General features: G+C 73.0%; 19 protein-coding genes. 14 read left to right on the top strand and 5 right to left on the bottom strand.

Translation table 11 applies throughout. The features are described from left to right. The first annotated feature begins 387 nt into the window (after positions 1-387). The 5 genes from OG994_RS20945 to cysN all read left to right on the top strand — a co-directional run bounded on the left by OG994_RS20945 (position 388) and on the right by cysN (position 5,013). Positions 388-1,086 carry a 50S ribosomal protein L25/general stress protein Ctc gene (locus tag OG994_RS20945; protein ID WP_120327550.1) on the top strand — a complete coding sequence of 233 codons (699 nt, stop codon included), beginning with the start codon at positions 388-390 and terminating at the stop codon, positions 1,084-1,086. 95 nt (positions 1,087-1,181) lie between these two features. Continuing rightward, entirely contained in the window at positions 1,182-1,772 is a 591-nt protein-coding gene (gene pth, locus OG994_RS20940; RefSeq protein WP_328850702.1) for an aminoacyl-tRNA hydrolase, read from the top strand. A gap of 116 nt (positions 1,773-1,888) precedes the next feature. Beyond that, positions 1,889-2,719, top strand: coding sequence for an inositol monophosphatase family protein (locus OG994_RS20935; protein ID WP_328850701.1), 831 nt, complete (start codon positions 1,889-1,891; stop codon positions 2,717-2,719). Positions 2,720-2,794: 75 nt separating this feature from the next. Beyond that, positions 2,795-3,703 (top strand): sulfate adenylyltransferase subunit CysD, encoded by a 909-nt coding sequence (cysD, locus tag OG994_RS20930; RefSeq protein WP_120327552.1) that lies wholly within the window; start codon positions 2,795-2,797, stop codon positions 3,701-3,703. Then, a complete protein-coding gene (cysN, locus tag OG994_RS20925) occupies positions 3,703-5,013 on the top strand; it encodes a sulfate adenylyltransferase subunit CysN (protein ID WP_120327553.1) in 1,311 nt (436 codons plus the stop codon). Before cysD ends, cysN begins: the two co-directional genes overlap by 1 nt. A 27-nt stretch (positions 5,014-5,040) precedes the next feature. On the opposite strand, the gene OG994_RS20920 is transcribed toward cysN, so the two are convergent. The 3 genes from OG994_RS20920 to galE form a co-directional block, all read right to left on the bottom strand. Further along, a complete protein-coding gene (locus OG994_RS20920) occupies positions 5,041-6,168 on the bottom strand; it encodes a tetratricopeptide repeat protein (protein WP_328850700.1) in 1,128 nt (375 codons plus the stop codon). A 107-nt stretch (positions 6,169-6,275) separates the two neighbouring features. Continuing rightward, on the bottom strand, positions 6,276-7,433 hold the full coding sequence (gene galK, locus OG994_RS20915; RefSeq protein WP_328850699.1) for a galactokinase: 1,158 nt from the start codon (positions 7,431-7,433) through the stop codon (positions 6,276-6,278). After that, positions 7,430-8,413, bottom strand: a complete 984-nt coding sequence (gene galE / locus OG994_RS20910; RefSeq protein WP_328850698.1) for a UDP-glucose 4-epimerase GalE — start codon at positions 8,411-8,413, stop codon at positions 7,430-7,432. The genes galK and galE overlap by 4 nt, the downstream gene beginning before the upstream one ends. Before the next feature lie 196 nt (positions 8,414-8,609). Between galE and OG994_RS20905 the strand changes: the two genes are divergently transcribed. From OG994_RS20905 to OG994_RS20880, 6 genes are all read left to right on the top strand, one after another. Further along, entirely contained in the window at positions 8,610-9,635 is a 1,026-nt protein-coding gene (locus OG994_RS20905; RefSeq protein WP_328850697.1) for a hemolysin family protein, read from the top strand. Positions 9,636-9,712: 77 nt separating this feature from the next. Further along, on the top strand, positions 9,713-10,738 hold the full coding sequence (trpS, locus tag OG994_RS20900) for a tryptophan--tRNA ligase (RefSeq protein WP_120327558.1): 1,026 nt from the start codon (positions 9,713-9,715) through the stop codon (positions 10,736-10,738). A gap of 57 nt (positions 10,739-10,795) precedes the next feature. Continuing rightward, the gene (locus OG994_RS20895) at positions 10,796-11,347 is read left to right on the top strand and encodes a 2'-5' RNA ligase family protein (protein ID WP_192902092.1); all 552 of its coding nucleotides are present in this window, start codon (positions 10,796-10,798) and stop codon (positions 11,345-11,347) included. 70 nt (positions 11,348-11,417) lie between these two features. Further along, entirely contained in the window at positions 11,418-12,341 is a 924-nt protein-coding gene (locus tag OG994_RS20890; RefSeq protein WP_120327560.1) for a YihY/virulence factor BrkB family protein, read from the top strand. Next, positions 12,338-12,727: a GntR family transcriptional regulator gene (locus tag OG994_RS20885; protein ID WP_240032831.1), complete on the top strand. Its 390-nt coding sequence runs from the start codon at positions 12,338-12,340 to the stop codon at positions 12,725-12,727. The genes OG994_RS20890 and OG994_RS20885 overlap by 4 nt, the downstream gene beginning before the upstream one ends. Before the next feature lie 141 nt (positions 12,728-12,868). Continuing rightward, entirely contained in the window at positions 12,869-13,312 is a 444-nt protein-coding gene (locus OG994_RS20880) for a hypothetical protein (protein WP_120327561.1), read from the top strand. 146 nt (positions 13,313-13,458) lie between these two features. Here the strand turns inward: OG994_RS20880 and OG994_RS20875 are convergent, their stop codons facing one another. Beyond that, positions 13,459-15,093 carry a glycoside hydrolase family 13 protein gene (locus OG994_RS20875; protein WP_328850696.1) on the bottom strand — a complete coding sequence of 545 codons (1,635 nt, stop codon included), beginning with the start codon at positions 15,091-15,093 and terminating at the stop codon, positions 13,459-13,461. 225 nt (positions 15,094-15,318) lie between these two features. Then, positions 15,319-16,401, bottom strand: a complete 1,083-nt coding sequence (locus OG994_RS20870) for a LacI family DNA-binding transcriptional regulator (RefSeq protein WP_240032832.1) — start codon at positions 16,399-16,401, stop codon at positions 15,319-15,321. A 197-nt stretch (positions 16,402-16,598) separates the two neighbouring features. Here OG994_RS20870 and OG994_RS20865 point away from each other — a divergent pair, with 197 nt between their 5' ends. From OG994_RS20865 to OG994_RS20855, 3 genes are read left to right on the top strand one after another with little or no spacing between them, the layout of a single operon-like run. Further along, a complete protein-coding gene (locus OG994_RS20865; protein WP_328850695.1) occupies positions 16,599-17,846 on the top strand; it encodes a sugar ABC transporter substrate-binding protein in 1,248 nt (415 codons plus the stop codon). Continuing rightward, entirely contained in the window at positions 17,846-19,483 is a 1,638-nt protein-coding gene (locus OG994_RS20860) for an ABC transporter permease subunit (RefSeq protein ID WP_328850694.1), read from the top strand. Before OG994_RS20865 ends, OG994_RS20860 begins: the two co-directional genes overlap by 1 nt. Next, positions 19,480-20,403 carry a sugar ABC transporter permease gene (locus tag OG994_RS20855; RefSeq protein WP_120327565.1) on the top strand — a complete coding sequence of 308 codons (924 nt, stop codon included), beginning with the start codon at positions 19,480-19,482 and terminating at the stop codon, positions 20,401-20,403. The genes OG994_RS20860 and OG994_RS20855 overlap by 4 nt, the downstream gene beginning before the upstream one ends. The last annotated feature ends 5 nt before the right edge of the window (positions 20,404-20,408 follow it).

The raw sequence follows: 20,408 nt of genomic DNA, 5'->3' as shown, positions 1-20,408 counted from the left end.
ACGGGCCGCCACTCAAGGAGTCCGTCGGAGGCGGCGTCCTGCCGTCCGGCGGGCCATCGTCCGGGCCGTCCGGCGGGACGCCTCCGGGTGGTCCGGCGGCCTGCCGTTCGCGCTGCCCGGCGGGCCGTCCCGTCGCCCGGCGGTGGGCCCCCGGGGCCCGGGTGCGGGGAGGCGGGGACTGGCGGAGGGGCGGGAATCCGCTCGGGTAGACTGGTGCGGTTGCCACGGCGAGGGTGCCCGGCGGGCCGCTGAGGAAGCGCCGCACGGAAGCACCGTCATCGACGCGGTGCTCCGGGCAGTCGTTCATGACGCATGAGCCCCAGCGAGCCCCTCGCCCCAGCACCGCAAGACGACAAGCCGCCGCAGCGAAGCATCAGGAGTTTCCCCGTGTCCGAGGTAAAGATCAGCGCCGAGCCCCGCACCGAGTTCGGCAAGGGTGGTGCCCGTCGTACCCGCCGGGCCGGCAAGGTGCCCGCCGTGCTGTACGGCCACGGCGAGAAGCCGAAGCACATCGCGCTGCCGGCCCGCGAGTTCGCGGCCGCGATCCGCAAGGGTGGCGCGAACCAGCTCTTCGCCATCGAGGTGAGCGACGGCACCCAGGTGCTGGCGCTTCCGAAGGCGATCCAGCGTGACCCGATCAAGGACACCTTCGAGCACGTCGACCTGCTGCTCGTCCGCCGGGGCGAGAAGGTCACCGTCGAGGTCCCGGTCGAGCTGACCGGTGAGGCCGCGAAGGACACGCTGATCGTGCACGACCACGACACCCTCTCGGTGACCGCGGACGCCACCCGCGTGCCGGACCACCTGGAGGCGTCGATCGAGGGCGCCGAGGCGGGCGCCCAGGTCACCGCCGGCGACGTGAAGCTGCCGGCCGGTGTCGAGCTGGCCGCCGACCCGGAGCTGCCGGTCGCCACGGTGACCGCTGCGCCGACCGCCGAGCAGCTCGAGGCCACCCTGCCCGAGGTCGAGGAGGCCACCGAGGAGGCCGAGGCCGAGGTCGGCGAGGTCACCGAGTCGTCCGAGGGCGCCGACACCGCTCCGGCCGCCGAGGGCGAGGAGAACGCCGAGGCGCGTACCGAGGCCTGATTCGGCCGGTCCACGTGCGACAGGCGTCCCCGCGCGGTGGGGGCGCCTGTCGGCGTATCCGGGGTGTGTGAGACCGACAGCGGGAAGGGCGGGTCGTGACGGACGAGGCGGGGCCGTGGCTGGTGGTCGGCCTGGGCAACCCGGGCCGGGAGTACGCCGGTAACCGGCACAACGTCGGCTTCATGGTGGCGGACCTGCTCGCGCGGCGGGTGGGCGCGAAGTTCGGCCGGCACCGGCGGGCGGTGGCCGAGGTGGCCGAGGGCCGCCTGGGTCTCGGTGGGCCGCGGCTGGTGCTCGTGAAGCCGCTGACCTACATGAACCTCTCCGGCGGGCCGGTGGCGGCGCTGGGCCAGTTCTACAAGGTGCCGCCGGGGCGGGTGGTCGCGGTGCACGACGAGCTGGACATCGGCTACGGGCAGCTGCGGGTGAAGTGCGGCGGCGGCGAGGGCGGGCACAACGGGCTGCGCTCGATGACGAAGTCGCTGGGCACGAAGGAGTACGTGCGGGTCCGGTTCGGCATCGGCCGGCCGCCGGGGCGGCAGGACCCGGCCGACTTCGTCCTGTCGGACTTCAACGCGGCGGAGCGCAAGGAGCTGGAGTTCCTGGTCGACCGGGCGGCGGACGTGGTGGAGTCGGTCGTGCTCCGCGGTGTGGAGCCGACGCAGAACCTCTATCACGGCGGCTGACTGCGGTGGGCGTACCGGGCCGGTAGTCTGCGCCTTTCGGTGTGCGCGACCGGCGGCGCCGGGTCCCGGCGGGATGTCCCGGCGTCGTGGTCGGGCCCTGGCGACGGGAGCGGATCATGACGAGTCCTCCGATGGTCGACGGCGCGTTCGCCCGGTGGCTGGCGGCCCGTGCGGGCCAGGCGCTGCTGGGGCTGAGGGCGGAGCTGGGGTTCGGTGACCCGGCGGCGCTGAAGTCGGCGGGGGACAAGGTCGCGCACGAGCTGATCCGCACGGAGCTGGCGGCGTGGCGTCCGGGTGACGCGGTGCTCTCGGAGGAGGACGAGGGGGCGCGGCTGGCCTGGGCGGCCGAGGTGAACCCGGGGACGGTGTCCCGGTTGACGGCCGACCGGGTGTGGATCGTCGACCCGCTGGACGGCACGCGGGAGTTCGCCGAGGAGGGGCGCGCGGACTGGGCGGTGCACGTGGCGCTCTGGGCGCGCGACGCGCCGGGCCCGCACGGGCTGGTCGCCGGCGCGGTGGCGCTGCCCGCGCAGCAGCGGGTGCTCGCGACCGACTATCCGCCGGGGTACCCGCCGATGACGGTGGAGGCGGCGGCCGGCCGGGACCGGATCATCCGGTTGGCGGCGAGCCGGAGCCGGCCGCCGGTGTTCCTCACCGACCTGGCCGAGGACGTGGGCGCGCACCTGGTGCCGATGGGTTCGGCGGGCGCGAAGATCGCCGCGGTGGTGACCGGTGAGGTGGACGCGTACATCCACGCCGGCGGCCAGTACGAGTGGGACTCGGCGGCGCCGGTCGCTGTGGCGACGGCCACCGGGCTGCACGCTTCCCGGATCGATGGATCTGCGCTGAAATACAACGAGGCGGATCCACGCCTTCCCGACCTGCTGGTCTGTCGTCGGGATCTCGCCCCCCGGTTGCTTGCGGCGTTGCAGAGACATTCCGGGTAACCTCAACGCAAGTTCTTGACATCCCCGACCGGAAAAGTCTGGAAATCGGATGAGCGAGCGAATCGAGCCCGGGTCATGACCGCCCCCGCATACCAGGTCTCACACCTCGACGCGCTGGAGGCGGAGAGCATCTTCGTGATGCGCGAGGTGGTGGCCGAGATGGAGCGTCCGGTGCTGCTCTTCTCGGGCGGCAAGGACTCCATCGTGATGCTGCGGCTCGCCCAGAAGGCGTTCGCCCCGGCGAACATCCCCTTCCCGGTGATGCACGTGGACACCGGGCACAACTTCCCGGAGGTCATCGAGTACCGCGACCGGCGGGTGGCCGAGCTGGGGCTGCACCTGGTGGTGGCGAGCGTGCCGGAGGCGCTGGCCCGCGGGCTGGTCCGCGAGTCGCCGGACGGGACCCGCAACCGCATCCAGACGCCGGTGCTGCTGGAGGCCGTGGAGAAGCACCGCTTCGACGCGCTCTTCGGTGGTGCTCGCCGAGACGAGGAGAAGGCCCGGGCCAAGGAGCGGGTGTTCAGCTTCCGCGACGAGTTCGGCCAGTGGGATCCGAAGAACCAGCGGCCGGAGCTGTGGGCGCTCTACAACGGCCGGCACCACCCGGGTGAGTCGATCCGCGTCTTCCCGCTGTCCAACTGGACCGAGCTGGACGTCTGGCACTACATCGCGCGGGAGCGGATCGCGCTGCCGTCGATCTACTACGCGCACGAGCGTGCGGTGGTCGAGCGGGACGGGATGCTGTACGCGGTGAACGAGTTCATCCGCCCCCGGGCGGGCGAGGAGCAGTTCAAGGCGCGGGTGCGCTACCGCACGGTGGGCGACGCGTCCTGCACGGCCGCCGTGCGCTCCGACGCCGACACCGTGGAGAAGGTCATCGAGGAGGTGGCCGCGACCCGGATCACCGAGCGCGGCGCGACCCGCGGTGACGACCGGGTCAGCGAGGCCGCCATGGAGGACCGCAAGCGGGAGGGCTACTTCTGATGAGCGTCGAGACCGCCGCGGCCACCCCGGTCGGCGCCGGGCCGGAGGCCCGGCGCATGGACCTGCTGCGCTTCGCCACCGCCGGCAGCGTCGACGACGGCAAGTCGACGCTGATCGGCCGGCTGCTCTACGACACGAAGTCGCTGTTCACCGACCAGTTGGCCGCGGTGGAGGCGGTCAGCGCGGCGCGCGGCGACGAGTACACCAACCTGGCGCTGCTCACCGACGGCCTGCGGGCGGAGCGGGAGCAGGGCATCACCATCGACGTGGCGTACCGCTACTTCGCCACGCCGCGGCGGAAGTTCATCATCGCGGACACGCCGGGGCACATCCAGTACACGCGGAACATGGTCACCGGCGCGTCGACGGCCGACCTGGCGCTGATCCTCGTGGACGCCCGCAAGGGTCTCGTGGAGCAGTCCCGCCGCCACGCGTTCCTGTGCTCGCTGCTGCGGGTGCCGCACCTCGTGCTCTGCGTCAACAAGATGGACCTGGTCGACTTCTCCCAGGAGGTCTTCGAGCGGATCGCCGACGAGTTCACGGCGTTCGCCGCGAAGCTCGAGGTGCCCGACCTGGCCGTGGTGCCGGTCTCCGCGCTCAAGGGCGACAACATCGTGAGCCGGTCGCCGAACATGCCGTGGTACGAGGGCCCGGCGCTGCTGCACCACCTGGAGCGGGTGCACATCGCCAGCGACCGCAACCTGGTGGACGTGCGGTTCCCGGTGCAGTACGTGATCCGTCCGCAGTCGACGACGGTCACGGACTACCGGGGCTACGCGGGGCAGGTCGCCTCCGGGGTGCTCAAGCCGGGTGACGAGGTGATGGTGCTGCCCTCGGGTTTCACGAGCCGGATCGCCTCGGTGGAGACCGCCGACGGCCCGGTCGCCGAGGCGTTCCCGCCGATGTCGGTGACCGTGCGCCTGACCGACGAGATTGACATCTCCCGGGGCGACATGATCTGCCGGCCGAACAACGCGCCGGCGGTGGCCCAGGACATCGAGGCGATGGTCTGCTGGATGGACGAGACCCGGCCCCTGCAGGTCGGCGGCAAGTACGCGATCAAGCACACCACCCGTTCGGCGCGGGCGATCGTGCGCGGCCTGCACTACCGGCTCGACATCAACTCCCTGCACCGGGACGAGGCGGCGGGCGAGCTGCGGTTGAACGAGATCGGCCGGGTCCGGCTGCGGACGACGGTCCCGCTGCTCGCCGACGAGTACCGGCGCAACCGGACCACCGGCGGGTTCATCATCATCGACGAGAGCACCAACCGTACGGTGGGCGCCGGCATGATCGTCGAGGCCGGCTGAGTCCCCGCCGTGACCGGCGTCGCCGGGTCAGCTTCGCTGCTCGGAGGTGGTGATGGTGGCGCGGGCCGCCAGGCGGCTCCAGATCCGGTAGCCGAGCCAGCGGATGGCGGGGCCGGCCCGGCGGCTGAGCTGCCGCCAGAGGCGCAGGGCGAGGACGAGGCAGGCCGGCGCCAGCAGCAGGACGCCGAGGCCGCCGAGCACACTGTCGGTCGTCGGGGCGATCCCGTCGAGCAGCAGCCCGGCCAGGGCGGCCGCGGTGAACGCCAGGCAGACGACGACGGTCCGCGCGCCGAGCTGCCGGCGTAGCTGCCAGCGCACGGGCGACGGCTGCCGCCGCCAGGTCAGCAGCGACCATCCGGCCACGGCCGCCGGGACCAGCAGCGCGGTGGCGAGCCGTGCGGGTCGGGCCGCGTCCACCACCGCGAACAGGACCACGTGCGCCACGGCGGCCAGCGCCAGCACGTCGAACAACCGCCACCACAGGGCGGCGGCCACCACGGCGTGGCGTACGGCGGCCGACCCGTCCTGCGGGTCCGCGGCCAGCGCGTCGGTGAAGCCCCGCGCGGCCCGCCCGACGCGGTCCTGTGCGGCGTCGAACAGCGCGAGCTGGTGCAGGGCCGGCTCGTACGACGGGTCCAGCGCCAGCGCCTGCCGGCAGGCGGCCCGGGCGGCCCGGAGCCGACCCATGCGGGCGTGCACCCGGGCGTCGAGCAGGTGCACCCCGGGCACCTGCGGGGCGAGTTCGAGGGCGGTGTCGGCGTGCCGGCGGGCGACGACGACCCGGGTGGGGTTGCCGAGCGTGAGCAGCGCCTCGGCGAGCAGCGCGTGCGCCTCCCAGACGCCGGGCGCCCGTTCCAGGGCGGCCTGGGCGGCCGCGGCCGCGTACGCGGGCTGGCCGGCGGCGAGCAGGATCCGGCCCTTCTCCACGAGCAGGTGCTGGGGCGTGGCGGCGAGGGCGAGCGCCCGGTCGATGACCCGCAGCGCCTCGGCGAACTGGCCGAGCATGCGGTGGCAGCGGGCGAGGTGGTAGAGGACGCCGACGTGCTCGGGCTGCTCGGCCAGCACGCCCCGGAGCACTTCCACCGCCTCGGCGTGGCGCCCGACCTCGATGAGCGCCACCGCCCGCTGTTGGGCGGCCAACCCGGTGTCGGTCACCTCGTCCCCTTCCCGCTCGCCGGTCGCGGCGACACCCTACCGACCGTCGCGGGTGGACGCGTCACGCGGATTCCGTGCCGGCGGCGGCCCGGTCCCGCGGGTCGGCGTCAGTCGAGGCGGGTGGCGCCGCCGGCGGGAAGCACGGTCACGTGGCCGGGGGCGGGGAAGCCCTTCTCGGCGTACGCGGCCGTGACGGCGTCGGCGACGGCCTCGGCGGCGTCCGCCTCGACCAGCGCGAGCACGCACCCGCCGAAGCCGCCGCCGGTCATCCGGGCGCCGAGGGCGCCGGCGGCGAGCGCCGCCTCGACGGCGGTGTCGATCTCCGGCACGGTGATCTCGAAGTCGTCGCGCATGGAGACGTGCGACGCGGTGAGCAACGGCCCGATCTCGCGGACCCGGCCGGCGCGCAGCAGCGCCACCGTGTCGAGCACCCGCTGGTCCTCGGTGACCACGTGCCGGACCCGCCGCCGCGTCTCCGGGTCGTCGAGGCGGGCGAGCGCGGTGTCGAGCTGGTCGACGCCGACGTCGCGCAGGGCCGGCACGCCGAGCCGCGCGGCGCCGGCCTCGCAGGAGCGGCGGCGGGCGGCGTACTCGCCGTCGGCGTGCCGGTGCGGGGCGTGGCTGTCGACGACCAGCATGGCCAGGCCCGCGGCGTGCAGGTCGAACGGGATGTGTTCGACCTCCTCGGTGCGGCAGTCGAGGAAGAGCGCGTGCCCGTCGCGGCAGCGGATGGCCGCCGACTGGTCCATGATCCCGGTCGGCGCGCCGACGTAGACGTTCTCGGCGCGCTGGGCCAGGCGCGGCTGCCGCTCGGCGGGGAGGTCGAGGCCGCCCAGGTCGACAAGGGCGGTCAGCACGGCCGCCTCCAGGGCCGCCGACGACGACAGCCCCGCGCCGAGCGGCACGTCGGAGGCGATCGCCAGGCGGGCGCCGGGCACGTCGTGGCCGGCGTCGCGCAGCGCCCACACCACCCCGGCGACGTACGCGCCCCAGCCGGTGACCCGGCCCGGTTCGGCGACCTCGTCGGCGCCGAAGGTGACGGTCTCGTCGGATAACTCGGACCAGACCGTCCAGCGGGCGCCGTCCTGCCCGGCGGCGGCGGCCACGGTACGCAGGGGAAGCGCGAAGGGCAGGACGAAGCCGTCGTTGTAGTCGGTGTGCTCGCCGATCAGGTTGACCCGTCCGGGCGCCGCCCAGCGGCCGGCGGGCGGCTCACCGTAGCGGGTGCGGAAGCCGGCGGCGGCGCGCTCGGCGACGTCGGTCATGCCTGCTCCAGGATGTGGGTGCGGTAGAAGATCCAGGCGTCGCCGACCATGTCGTGCAGGGTCGGCTTCTGCGGCACCCAGCCGAGTTCCTCGCGGGCCAGGCGGGAGGAGGCCACCAGTTCGGCGGGGTCGCCCTCGCGGCGCGGGGCGAGTTCGACGGGCAGCGGGTGGCCGGTGACCTCGCGGACGACGTCGACGACCTGCCGGTTGGTGAACCCGTTGCCGTTGCCGAGGTTGTAGATCCGGTGCTGGCCGGGGGTGGCGGCGCCCAGGGCGAGCAGGTGGGCGCGGGCCAGGTCCGCCACGTGGATGTAGTCGCGGACGCAGGTGCCGTCGACGGTCGGGTAGTCGTCGCCGAAGAGCTGCAGCTTCTCCCGCCGGCCGGCGGCCACCTCCAGCGCGATGGGGATGAGGTGCGTCTCCGGGTCGTGCCGCTCGCCGAGCGCGACGGCGCCGTCGAGGTGGGCGCCGGCGACGTTGAAGTAGCGCAGCGAGACGGCCGCGAGGCCGTGCCCGATCGCCTCGGAGGTGAGCGCCATGTCGACGGCCAGCTTGGTCGCGCCGTACGTGTTGGTCGGCGCCGTCACGGCGGTCTCCGGGATCGGCAGTTCGGTGGGGTTGCCGTAGACGGCGGCGGTGGAGGAGAAGACGAGTCGGGGCACGCCGGCGGCGCGGACGGCGTCGAGGAGGGCGAGCGTGCCGACGGTGTTGGTGTGCCAGTAGAGTTCCGGCTTGACCATGGATTCGCCCGCGGCGATGAGGGCGGCGAAGTGCAGCACCCCGTCGAACCGGGCCTCGGGGGTGACGACCTGCGCCGCCTCGTGCACGGGCAGGTCCACGTGGGTGGCGTCGGGGGCCAGCGCGACCCGGTGGCCGGTGCGCAGGTCGTCGAGGACGACCACCTCGTGCCCGGCGTCGAGCAGCATCCGGGTCACGACACTGCCGATGTAGCCGGCGCCGCCGGTGACGAGCAGTTTCATCTCGTTCGCCTCCTGAGGTCGGCCCGGGTCGTGGCCGGTTCGTGCTCACCCTACGGGCGGGCCGGACGGCCCGGACTCCGCGGAAGTCGATTCCATCATAAACTCTCACGATCCAACAGAGTTGAACACGGCGGGCGGGTGACCGGCGTACGCCGTATGGCCGTGTGGAGACCGCGCGCTGTCTACCATCTCTGGCATGCGCGAAGCGGGCGGGCCCGAGCACCGGCGACGCGCGCGGCGACGACCCGGCCGCGAACCCGGGCCCGTCGCCCGGGCCGTGGCCGCGATGGTGGTGCGGGCCGCCGACGCGGCCACCCGGCGCGTGACGGACCTGCTCGGTGCCGGCCCGGCGGCCGGCCGGGAGCGCATCAGCGAGGCCGAGCTGCGCGACCTGGTGGCCGCCAACACGCTGCTCGACGCGGACGAGCGCCGGATCATCGACGAGGTCCTGGTGGCCGGGGCCCGGCTGATCCGCGAGGTGATGATGCCCCGCACCGAGGTCGTATTCCTCCCCGCCGGCCTCACCATCGCCGAGGCGGCCCGCCTGGTGCGGGTCGAGACGCACACCCGCTACCCGGTCACCGACGGCACCCACGACGACGTGGTCGGGTTCGTCCACCTGCGCGACGTGCTGCTGCGCCCCGAGGGCGACCCGTGCGCCACCGTCGGCGAGCTGACCCGGGAGGTGAAGCGGCTGCCCGGCAGCAAGCGGGTGCTCGCGGCGCTGACGGAGATGCGCCGGGAGGGGCACCACCTCGCGGTGGTCGTCGACGAGTACGGCGGCACGGCCGGCATCGTCACCCTCGAGGACCTCATCGAGGAACTCGTCGGTGAGATCCACGACGAGTACGACGGCACCCCCGACCCGGTGCACGCCGGGCTGCCCGCCGTGGTCGACGGCCGCCTCAACCTGGCCGACTTCACCGAGCGCACCGGCGTCACCCTGCCCACCGGCCCGTACGAGACGGTCGGCGGGTTCGTCATGGCGGCCCTGGGACGGCTGCCGGTCGCCGGTGACGAGGTGACGGTGGCGCCCGGCTCGGTCGACGACGGTGACGCCGAACCGGGCGACCCGCCCGGCGGCTGGCTGTTGCGGGTGCTCGCCCTGGAGGGGCGGCGGGTGGCCCGGCTCGCCGTCTCCGCCGTCCGCGTACCCGAGCAGCGGCGCGAGACCGCGGCGCCGGCGGTGACCCGCGAGGCCCGGCCCGCGAACCCGTCCTGACCGGCCGGTGACCGCGCCGGATGCGACCCGCCGGCCCGTCATGACGCCCGCCGCGGCGGGCTGACAGAATTGGCGGCATGCCCGACGTTCCCGCCCGTCCCCGCGTCTTCTCCGGCATCCAGCCGACGGCCGACTCGTTCCACCTCGGCAACTATCTGGGGGCGCTCCGGCACTGGGTGGCCCTGCAGGAGACCCACGAGACGTTCTACTGCGTCGTCGACCTGCACGCGATCACCGCCGGGCACGACCCGAAGACGCTCCGGCAGCGGTCGCGGATCGCCGCCGCCCAGCTCTTCGCGGTGGGCATCGACCCGGAGCAGAGCACCCTGTTCGTCCAGTCGCAGGTGCCGGAGCACTCGCAGCTGGCGTGGGTGCTGGGGTGCATCACCGGGTTCGGCGAGGCGAGCCGGATGACCCAGTTCAAGGACAAGTCGCAGAAGCAGGGCAGCGACCGCTCCAGCGTCGGCCTCTTCACGTACCCGATCCTCCAGGCCGCCGACATCCTGCTCTACCAGGCCGACGCGGTGCCGGTCGGTGAGGACCAGCGGCAGCACCTGGAACTCTCCCGCGACCTCGCGCAGCGGTTCAACACCCTGTTCGGGCGGACGTTCACCGTGCCGGCCCCGCACATCGTCAAGGACACCGCGAAGATCACCGACCTGCAGGAACCGACCGCGAAGATGTCCAAGTCGTCGTCCTCGCCGGCCGGCATCATCGACCTGCTGGAGGATCCGGCCCGCACGGCCAAGAAGATCCGCTCGGCGGTCACCGACACGGGCCGCGAGATCGTCTTCGACGCCGAGGGCAAGCCGGGCATCTCCAACCTGCTGACGATCTACTCGGCCCTCTCCGGACGCGACATCGACGACCTGGTCGCCGCGTACGCCGGCAAGGGCTACGGCGACCTGAAGAAGGACCTGGCCGAGGTGGTGGCCGACTTCGTCCGCCCGATCCAGGAGCGCACCCGCGGCTACCTGGACGACCCGGCCCAGCTCGACAAGCTGCTCGCCACCGGCGCGGAGAAGGCGCGTGCCGTGGCCGCTCCGACGCTGCGTGCCGTGTACGAGCGGATCGGCTTCTTCCCGCCGGTGCGCGGCGAGTAGCGCCGCGACCGCGGGACGGGTTGACGAAGGCCGGTGGCCGGAGAGGTGACGCGCAGCGTGGATCGCAGGGACGGGGCGCCGGGGGAGGGTGACCTCATCCAGATCGGGGTGGCGGTGGACATCCCCGAGCCGTGGGGCGGCCAGCTCACCCGGCGGCGGGCGGAGGCCGGCGACCCGCAGGCGGCGGACATCCCGGCGCACGTCACGCTGCTCGGGCCGACCGAGATCCCGGTGGCCGCCCTGCCGGCCGTGGAGCGGCACCTGGCCGGCGTCGCCGCCGCCCACCTGCCGTTCACCCTCCACCTGCGGGGCACCGGCACGTTCCGTCCGGTGACGCAGGTCGTGTTCGTGGCCGTGGCGGCCGGCATCAGCGAGTGTGAGCTGCTGGCCGCTGCGATCAGCGCCGCGCCGGAACTGCGCCGGGAGACCCGCTTCCCCTACCACCCGCACGTCACGGTGGCCCAGGACGTGCCGCCCGAGGCGCTGGACAAGGCGTACGAGGATCTGGCGGACTTCTCCGCCATGTTCGAGGTGGAGGCGTTCACCCTCTTCTCGCACAGCGGCCAGGCCCGGTGGCAGCCCCGCCGCGACTTCCGGCTGGGCGGCTGAGCGGACGCTGCGGCGGGCGCGCCCGTGACGGTTACCCCCGCGGCGGGCCGACATCGGCGAGGATGACGGCGTGAACGTGATCGGCCGGGTCGAGGCGGGCATCGGCCGCCGGGTGGACGCCGCCCGCCGCCGGTCGCCGGTCTTCGACCACGTGTGGCGGGCCGGTGCGCTCTACGCCCAGGTGCTCGGCGGCCGGCTGGCCGCGGCCATCGCCTACTACGGCTTCTTCGCGGTCTTCGCGCTCGCCCTGGTCGTCTACGCCATCTTCGGCGCGACCCTGGATGACAACAACGAGTTCAGCCTGGCCGCGGGCAGCTTCCTCCAGGACAACCTGCCCTTCCTCGACCCGGCGCAGATCGCCGACAGCAGCGGCACCGTCGGCGTGGTCGGCCTCATCATCCTCACCTTCACGGGGATCGGTTGGATCGAGGCCATCCGGTCCTCGCAGCGGTTGATGTACGGGTTCAACCAGCAGCCCGGCAACCTGGTGATCCGCCGGCTGGTCGACATCGGCGTGATGGTCATCGTGTTCGTGCTGCTCGGCCTCTCGGTGGCCGCCGTCGACGCGCTGGAGTCGGTGCTGCGCTTCCTGCTGCGCAGCACCGGGTCGCTCGGCCTCACCACGCTGAGCGCGATCCTCAGCGTGGTGGTCAACGCGGTCCTCGCGGCGCTGCTGCTGGTCGCCGTGCCGCGACTGCGGATGAGCCGGTCCCGGCTGCGCCCGGTGGTGTGGCTCGTCGCGATCGGCATCACGCTGCTCAACACGGTCGGCCGCTACTACGTCGTCCGCACCGAGCGGAACCCGGCGTACACGGTCGTGGCCGGCGCCGTGGGGCTGCTGCTCTACCTGTACCTGCTCAACCAGTTGCTGCTGTTCGGCGCGGCCCTCGCCGCGACCAGCCGCCGGGGGAGGGTGGTCGACCTGGCCGAGGGCCCGCCGCCGGCCGACCTCGACGAGGACACCGAGCCCGGCGTACCGGGTGGTGCCGGGTGAACGGGGAGGAGCCCGACGTGCTGATCTCGGTCGACCTGGACTCGCCCGTGCCTCCGTACGAGCAGGTGCGCGGGCAGCTCGCCGCCATGATCGGCGACGGGCGGCTCCCCGTCGGCACCCGCCTGCCCACGGTGCGGCAGCTCGCCGCCGACCTCAGCCTGGCACCGAACACGGTGGCTCGGGCGTACCGGGAACTGGAGGGGGCCGGGCTGCTGGAGACGCGGGGGCGCAACGGCACGTTCGTGGCGCCCGGCCGGGACGAGGCGATGGACCGGCTCCAGCGGGCGGCGGCCGAGTACGCGCTCCAGGCCCACCGGCTCGGCGTGCCGCCGGGCGCCGCGCTCGCGCTGGTCCGTGCGGCCCTCGACGCGTCCCGGCCCGGCTGACGGATCCCGCCCGGCTGAGGCGTCCCGGCCCGGCTGGTCTGACGCCCTTCGGCCCCGGCCGAGGCGGCCGCGGGCAGCGACGGTGACGGGGATCGGACGAATGTTCCGCGCGGGCACCACGTGACGGACCATGATGGGCCGGTGGGTGCACTTGTGACGTTGGACCTGCCGAGCGACTCGCCGATGCTCGGTCTCCCGTGGATCATCACGTTCGGCCCGTTGAGCGACGAGGACGAGTGGGAGCCGGTGGTCTGCGGCCCGTACGAGCGCCCCCACGCGCTCGCTCTGGCCGAGGCGGTGGTGGCCGAGGAGCAGCTCATGGCGGTGGTGGAACCCCTGCTGCCGGCGCTCTCCGCCGAGGAGGTCCGCAGCGAGATCGCCGCCGCCCAGATCGCCGCGGCCGACGAGGCGGCCCAGGTGGACCAGGCCGACCTCTACGGCGACTTCGAGGACACCATCGACGAGGAGCTGGACGCGGCGGCGGACGAGGCCGGCCGCGGCGAGCCGACCGCCCCGCCGACCGAGGCCGAGCTGCGGGCCGGCTTCCGCCGGATCGCCGAGATGCTGACCGCCAGGGGGGCGTGAAACGCGGCCGCACGGACGTCGGCGCCCCACGGGGCGGACCCCGCGAGGCGCCGACGCCACCTCGCCCCCCACCACAAGGGGTCGGTGCCCAGCCGCCCGCCGGCGCGGAGCACGACGGACGACCAGGTCGGTGTCGAGTTACCCGTTCAGCGGCGTTCGAACCAGGCGGCCGTGTCGACCGGCAGCCACCGGTCGCCGTCCTGCGCCGTGAGGGTCTCGCTGGAGACGAGCGGCTCGCCGTACCCGCCGACCCGGACGGGCGCGCCGCTGATGTTGACGACGCAGGTCAGCGTGACGTCGCCCGCGGCGCGGGAGAAGGCCAGCACCCCGGGCTCGGTCTCCTGCCACGTCACCTCGCCGGCGTCGGCGGCCAGCGCCGGATGCGCGCGCCGGATCCGCAGCGCGCGACGGTAGAGCTCCAGGGTCGATCCGGGCACGCTGGTCTGCGCGGCGACCGAGAGGGCAGCCCAGGTCGCGGGCGCCGGCAGCCAGCTCTCCGCGCAGCCCGCGGGCCCGAAGCCGTACGGGGGCGCGTCGCCGCTCCACGGGATCGGCACCCGGCAGCCGTCGCGGCTCTCGCCGGTGCGCCGGAACGCCGGGTCCTGGCGTACGTCGTCGGGCAGGTCGAGCACCTCGGGCAGGCCCAACTCCTCGCCCTGGTAGACGTACGCGCATCCGGGCAGGGCGAACATCAGCAGGGCGGCGGCCCGCGCCCGGCGGAGCCCGTCGGGCCCGTCGCCGTAGCGGGTGACGTGCCGCTGCTTGTCGTGGTTGGACAGCACCCACGTGGTCGGCGCGCCGACGATGGTCGCCTCGGCCAGGGCGGTGTCGATGACCTTGCGGAACGACTCGGCCGACCAGGTGGCGTCGAGGAAGTCGAAGCTGAACGCCTGGTGCAGCTCGTCCGGGCCGATGTAGCGGGCCAGCCGCTGCGGCGTCTCGGCCCACGCCTCGGCCACGGCCATGCGGCCGCCCGGGTAGCTGTCCAGGATGGGCCGCCAGGCGCGGTAGATGTCGTGGACCTCGTCCTGGTCGAAGTACGGGAGGCGGCCCTTGCCGAGCAGTTCCACCTGGCGGCGGCCGGTGGTCATCGTGCTGAACCCGACGTCGGGCAGCCCTTCGGCCTTGATCATCCCGTGCGCCACGTCGATGCGGAAGCCGTCGACGCCCCGGTCCAGCCAGAAGCGCAGGACGTCCTCGAACTCGGCGCGGACCTCGGGGTGCCGCCAGTTCAGGTCCGGCTGGCTCGGGTCGAACAGATGCAGGTACCACTGGCCGTCGGCCACCCGGGTCCACGCGGGCCCGCCGAAGATGCTCTCCCAGTCGTTCGGCGGCAGCTCGCCGCGCTCGCCCCGGCCGTCGGCGAACAGGTAGCGCGCGCGCTCGGCCGCGCCGGGGGCGGCGGCCAGGGCGGCCTGGAACCAGGGGTGCCGGTCGGAGGTGTGGTTGGGCACGAGGTCGACGATGATCCGCAGGCCGAGGGCGTGCGCGTCGGTGACCATGGCGTCGAAGTCGGCGAGGGTGCCGAAGATCGGGTCGACGTCCCGGTAGTCGGCGACGTCGTAGCCACCGTCCACCATCGGCGAGGTGTAGAAGGGGGTCAGCCAGAGCGCGTCGATCCCGAGGTCGCGCAGGTAGGGCAGACGCTGCCGGATGCCCTCCAGGTCACCGACGCCGTCTCCGTTGGCGTCGGCGAAGCTGCGGACGTAGATCTGGTAGACGACCGCGGAGCGCCACCAGTCGGGGTCGGCGGTCGGCGGCGTGGGGCGGCTGGCGGTCATGGTGCGTTCCCCGTTCTCGCGGTACGGCGGCGCCCGCCACGGCGCGGGCGGCAGGGCGTCTGAGCAGAATGCCGGCCGGGGGCTGAAAGAGTCAAGCATTCCTTGCGCAAGAATCGCGCAGTCCTGCCGCCCTCGGCGCGGCCCGCTGGGCGCCGAGCGCCGGGCCGCTGGGCCCCGCGCCGGTGCGGGCCCCGCTGGATGTCCGGCCTCGGTGCGGGCCGGGCCTCAGGCCGGTACCGCCACCGGGGGCGGGCTCGGCCGACGCCCACCGCCACCGGCCGGGCGGGCCGGAGCGGCGGGGGCCACCGCCGTGGAGCCGCGGACGACCAGCTCGGGGCGGAAGAGGTACTCCGAGTGCGGGGCGCCGTGCCCGTTGATCTCGTCGACGAGCGCCCGCACGGCGGCCACCGCCATGGCGGCGACGGGCTGCCGCATGGTGGTCAGCGGGGGATCGGTGAAGGCCATCAGCGGCGAGTCGTCGTAGCCGACCACGGACAGGTCGCCGGGGACCGACAGCCCGCGCTGCCGGGCCGCCCGGACGGCGCCGAGCGCCATGAGGTCCGAACCGCAGACGACACCGGTGACGCCACGGTCGAGCAGCCGCCCGGCGGCCGCCTCGCCGCCCTCGACCCCGAAGAGGGTCAGCTCGGCGAGATCGTCCAGTTCGGACTCCGGGAGCCCGGCCAGCCGGGTCATGGCCGTACGCCAGCCGGCGACCTTGCGCCGCACCGGGACGAACCGGTCGGGCCCGGTGATCAGGCCGATCCGGCGGTGCCCGAGCGCGACGAGGTGGGCCACGGCCAGTTCGGCGGCCTCACCGTCGTCGCAGGAGACGAAGGGGGCCGCCACGTCCGGCACGTACCCGTTGATCATCACGATCGGCAGCGGTCGGGCGATCAGCGCCCGGTAGCGGTCGTGGTTGGCGGCCGTGTCGGCGTGCAGGCCGGAGACGAAGACGATCCCGGAGACCTGCCGGTCCAGCAGCATCTCGACGTACTCGTCCTCGGTGACGCCTCCGGCGGTCTGCGTGCAGAGCACCGGGGTGAAGCCGCTCTGCGCCAGGGTGGACTCGATGACCTGGGCGAAGGCGGGGAAGATCGGGTTGTCCAGCTCCGGCACCACGAGGCCCACCAGGCCGGCGCTGCGCTTGCGCAGGCGCGCCGGGCGCTCGTAGCCGAGCACGTCGAGGGCGGTGAGGACGGCCTGCCGGGTCTCCGGGGCCACACCGGGGCGGTCGTTGAGCACCCGCGACACCGTGGCCTCGCTGACGTCGGCCTGTTGGGCGATGTCGGACAGTCGAGCGCGCATGGCGGCACTCTAGCTCACCGGCAAGTTCTTGCGAACGGCCCTGCAAGCCCTTCCATTCTCTGAAACCCCTTGCTAACGTCCCGGCAACACGCGACAGCAGCGGCGCCGTCTCCGTGCGCCGGTCAGCACGAACTTTGCAAGGTTTCCACTGGCGGGCGCCCTTCCCCCGGCCGGCCGCCACGACGACAGGAGTACCGATGCGCATCCGTACCGCGGGTGTGGTCGCCGTCTTCGCCCTGGCGCTGGCCGCCTCGGGCTGCGGCGGCGACAGCGACGAGCCGGCCACCAAGGAGTCCGCCAAGGCGGCCGGCGGCAAGCTGGTGATCTGGGCCGACGACAAGCGGACGGCGGCCCTCAAGCCGTTCGCCGAGAAGTTCGGCCAGGAGAACGGCGTCACCGTCGAGGTGCAGGCCGTCTCGAAGGACCTGCAGACCAACTTCGTCACCGCGTCGCAGCAGGGCAGCGGCCCGGACGTCGTCGTCGGCGCGCACGACTGGATCGGCAACATGGTGCAGAACGGCGCCATCGACCCGGTGCAGCTGACCGCCGACCAGAAGGGCGCCTTCAACGAGACCGCCGTCAAGGCGGTCACCTTCAACGGCCAGCTCTACGGCGTGCCGTACGCCATGGAGAACCTCGCGCTGATCCGCAACACCGCGCTGGCCCCCGAGGCGCCGAAGACCATCGAGGACCTGGTCGCCACCGGCAAGAAGCTCAAGGCGGAGAAGAAGGCCAGCGAGATCCTCTGCCTCCAGTCCGGCCAGAACGGCGACGCCTACCACATCTACCCGCTCTACACCTCGGCCGGCGGATACCTCTTCGGCACCGCAGCCAACGGTGACTACGACCCGACCGACCTGGGCGTGGGCAAGCCGGAGTCGATCGAGGCGTTCAAGAAGATCGGCGCGCTGGGCGAGAAGGGCGAGGGTGCGTTGAAGCGCTCCATCACCCCGGAGAACTCGATCGCCACCTTCACCGGCAAGAAGTGCGCCTTCCTCGTCTCCGGCCCGTGGGCCGTGGCCGACGTGAAGAAGGCCAACATCGCGTACGACATCACCCCGGTCCCCGGCTTCGCGGGCGGCAAGGAGGCGCAGCCCTTCGTCGGCGTCCAGGCGTTCTACGTGGCGTCGAAGGGCAAGAACAAGGCGCTCGCGCAGGAGTTCGTGGCCAACTACGTGACCAGGCCGGACCTCGCGGTGGCGCTCTACCAGGCCGAGCCCCGGCCGCCGGCGCTGACCGCCGCGCTCGACCAGGTCAAGGGCAGCGACCCGGACCTCGCGAAGTTCACCGAGGCCGGCAAGAACGGGCAGGTGCTCCCGGCGATCCCGGCCATGGCCGCGATCTGGGACCCGTTCGGCAAGGCGGAAGCCGCCGTCATCGGCGGCGCCGACCCGGCCAAGACGATCACCGCGGCCGGCAAGACCATCGCAGGCCAGATCAAGTAATGAGCACGTCGCCGTCCGGCCCGGGGCCCGCACCGCAGGCCCCGGGCCGGGAGCCGGTCGGCTCCCGACCCGAGAAGCGTCGTGCCGCGCGTGACCACGCGACGACGACCATGACCGGCCTCGCGGCCAAGGTGGTCCTGCTCGGCCTGGTGGCCGGGATCGCGATCTGGGCGGCCTTCCCGCTCGTCGAGGCGGAGAAGTGGGTGGGGCTCGCGCTGCTGGCGGCCACCACGGCCGGGCTGTTCTACCTCTACCTGACCCGCCGGCACGTGCCGGCCAAGTACCTGGTCCCGGGCACGCTGTTCCTCGTGGCCTTCCAGGTGTTCCCGGTCCTCTACACGGCGAGCACCGCCTTCACCAACTTCGGCGACGGGCACCGCGGCAGCAAGCAGGACGCCATCGTCGCCATCCAGACCGCCTCGGTGAAGCAGGTGCCGGGCTCCGCCGAGTACGCCCTCACCGTCGCCACGAAGGGCGACCCCGCCACCGGGCCGCTGGTCTTCCTGGTCACCGACCCGGCCACCGGCACCGTCTCGGTCGGCGACGCCGAGGGCCTGCGCCGGCTCGGACCCGACGAGGTCACCGTGGCGCCCGGCGGCAAGGTCACCGCCGCCGACGGCTACACCGTGCTGAACTTCGGCCAGGCCAGCGCGCGCAGCCGGGAGATCACCGAGCTGGTCGTGCCGACGGCCGGCGGCGCGCTGCGCTCCTCGGGCCTGTCCCGCGCCTACGAGGGCACGGCCGTGCGGGCGTACGACGCCGGCTGCGACTGCATCCGCGACAGCGAGACCGGCCGCACCTGGGCCGCCGACGAGTCGACGGGCTCCTTCGTGGCCGCCGACGGCGAGCGGCTGGCGCAGGGGTGGAAGGTCGGCGTCGGGCTCCGCAACTTCACGCGGGTGCTCACCGACGAGAACATCTCCGGGCCGTTCCTCGGCACGCTGATCTGGAACTTCGCCTTCGCCATCGGCTCCACGGGCGGAACGTTCATCCTGGGCACGCTCGTCGCGCTCGCGCTGCACTCGCCCCGGATGCGGGGCACCAACCTCTACCGGGTGCTGTTGATCCTCCCGTACGCCATGCCGTCGTTCGCCATGCTGCTGATCTGGCGGGACATGTTCAACACGGACTTCGGCCTCATCAACAACCTCTTCGGCCTGAGCGTGAACTGGTTCGGCCAGGAGTGGTCGGCCCGGGCCGCGGTGCTGCTCGTGCAGCTCTGGCTCGGCTACCCGTACATGTTCCTGGTGGCCACCGGCGCGCTCCAGGCCATCCCACGCGAGCTGACCGAGGCGAGTTCGGTGGACGGCGCCTCGCCGTGGCAGTCGTTCCGGTCGGTCACGATGCCGCTGCTGCTCATCGCGCTCTCCCCGCTGCTGATCTCGTCGTTCGCGTACAACTTCAACAACTTCAACGCCATCTACCTGACCACCGAGGGTGGGCCCTTCCCGGCCGACAACCCCACCAACGGCGCCACCGACCTGCTCATCACCTACACCTACCGGCTGGCGTTCGGCGGGCAGGGTGCCGAGTTCGGGTTCGCCGCGGCCATCTCGCTCTTCATCTTCACGATCGTCGCCGTGGTCTCGGCGGTCAGCTTCCGGCGCACCCGCAAGCAGGAGGAGGTGTACGCATGACCGCGCTCACCGGGTCTCCGGTCACCGACGCCGGCTCACCACCGGTCGGCCGCCGGCCGGCTCCGCGCGGGAACCGCTGGTTCGCGCGGGTGGGCTGGCGGCACCTGGTCGCCGTGCTCGCCGTCCTGTTCAGCCTCTTCCCGATCGCGTTCGTGCTCTCGGCCGCGCTCAATCCACTCGGGACGCTCTCGTCCACCGAGCTGGTGCCGACCGAGGGGGTGTCGTTCGGCAACGTCAGCGAGTTGTTCGCGCGGACCGAGTTCGCGCGGTGGTTCGTCAACTCGCTGCTCATCGCCGGCCTCGCCTCGCTCGCGTCGATCGCCCTGTCGGCGCTCGCGGCGTACGCCTTCTCCCGGATGCGGTTCCGCGGGCGCCGGGTCGGGCTGCTCTCGCTGCTGTTGATCCAGATGTTCCCGCAGTTCCTGGCGATCGTGGCGATCTTCCTGATCTTCACGACGGTCACCGACCTGTGGCCGGCCATCGGCTTCAACACGCCGTGGGGGCTCTTCCTCCTCTACATGGGCGGCGCGCTGGGCGTGAACACCTGGCTCATGAAGGGCTTCTTCGACACCCTGCCGCGGGAACTGGACGAGTCGGCCACGATGGACGGCGCCACGCACGCCCAGATCTTCTTCCGGATCATGCTGCCGCTCGTGGCGCCGATCCTCGCCGTGACCGGGCTGCTCGCCTTCATCGGCACGATCAACGAGTTCCTGATGGCGAACGTCTTCCTGACCGACACCGACTCGAAGACCCTCGCCGTCGGCATGTACGGCCTGTTGCAGGGCGACGAGCGGAACAACAACTTCGGGATCTTCGCGGTGGCCACGCTGCTCACCGCCATCCCCACCGTGCTCGTCTTCCAGTTCCTCCAGCGCTACATCGTCTCGGGCCTCACCGCCGGGGCCGTGAAGGGATAGCAGCA

The organism is Micromonospora globbae, from assembly GCF_036184225.1.
In the GTDB taxonomy this organism is placed as follows: domain Bacteria; phylum Actinomycetota; class Actinomycetes; order Mycobacteriales; family Micromonosporaceae; genus Micromonospora; species Micromonospora globbae.
Note: the sequence above shows the minus strand (reverse complement) of the source record. Positions and strands in the feature narration are given on the sequence as shown.

Excerpts from the sequence above, each read along its gene's own strand:
- trpS (WP_120327558.1), top strand. The coding sequence starts at position 9,713 with ATGCCCGACGTTCCCGCCCGTCCCCGCGTCTTCTCCGGCATCCAGCCG.
- OG994_RS20905 (WP_328850697.1), top strand. The coding sequence starts at position 8,610 with ATGCGCGAAGCGGGCGGGCCCGAGCACCGGCGACGCGCGCGGCGACGA.
- cysD (WP_120327552.1), top strand. The coding sequence starts at position 2,795 with ATGACCGCCCCCGCATACCAGGTCTCACACCTCGACGCGCTGGAGGCG.
- OG994_RS20865 (WP_328850695.1), top strand. The coding sequence starts at position 16,599 with ATGCGCATCCGTACCGCGGGTGTGGTCGCCGTCTTCGCCCTGGCGCTG.
- galE (WP_328850698.1), bottom strand. The coding sequence starts at position 8,413 with ATGAAACTGCTCGTCACCGGCGGCGCCGGCTACATCGGCAGTGTCGTG.
- OG994_RS20855 (WP_120327565.1), top strand. The coding sequence starts at position 19,480 with ATGACCGCGCTCACCGGGTCTCCGGTCACCGACGCCGGCTCACCACCG.
- OG994_RS20860 (WP_328850694.1), top strand. The coding sequence starts at position 17,846 with ATGAGCACGTCGCCGTCCGGCCCGGGGCCCGCACCGCAGGCCCCGGGC.
- OG994_RS20875 (WP_328850696.1), bottom strand. The coding sequence starts at position 15,093 with ATGACCGCCAGCCGCCCCACGCCGCCGACCGCCGACCCCGACTGGTGG.
- cysN (WP_120327553.1), top strand. The coding sequence starts at position 3,703 with ATGAGCGTCGAGACCGCCGCGGCCACCCCGGTCGGCGCCGGGCCGGAG.
- OG994_RS20870 (WP_240032832.1), bottom strand. The coding sequence starts at position 16,401 with ATGCGCGCTCGACTGTCCGACATCGCCCAACAGGCCGACGTCAGCGAG.
- galK (WP_328850699.1), bottom strand. The coding sequence starts at position 7,433 with ATGACCGACGTCGCCGAGCGCGCCGCCGCCGGCTTCCGCACCCGCTAC.
- OG994_RS20935 (WP_328850701.1), top strand. The coding sequence starts at position 1,889 with ATGACGAGTCCTCCGATGGTCGACGGCGCGTTCGCCCGGTGGCTGGCG.